Source organism: Burkholderia sp. A9 (genome assembly GCF_000801975.1).
This window is the reverse complement of record NZ_JSZN01000090.1, coordinates 1-359: the sequence shown is the minus strand read 5'-3', so window position 1 is coordinate 359 and position 359 is coordinate 1. Positions and strand designations below refer to the sequence as shown.

The 359-nt window shown below is 64.1% G+C and carries 1 protein-coding gene; it reads left to right on the top strand.

Annotated elements, in window-relative coordinates:
* On the top strand, positions 1-359 hold a 359-nt coding region (locus PI86_RS15585), incomplete at both ends, for an ABC transporter ATP-binding protein (protein ID WP_039324466.1).

Here is a 359-nt window from a genome sequence, read left to right as displayed (position 1 = left end):
GAGTCGAACGTCGCGTTCGGCCTGAAGCAGGAAGGCACGCCGAAGCACGAGATCAAGGAACGCGTGGCCGACGCGCTCGCGCTGGTGCAGATGAGCAAGTACGCGAAGCGCAAGCCGCATCAGCTGTCCGGCGGCCAGCAGCAGCGTGTCGCGCTCGCACGCTCGCTGGTCAAGCGCCCGAAGCTGCTGCTGCTCGACGAGCCGATGTCCGCGCTCGACAAGAAGATCCGCCAGAAGACCCAGCTCGAACTCGTGAACATCATCGAGAAGGTCGACGTGACCTGCGTGTTGGTCACGCACGACCAGGAAGAGGCGATGACGATGGCGAGCCGCCTCGCGGTGATGAGCGAAGGCAAGAT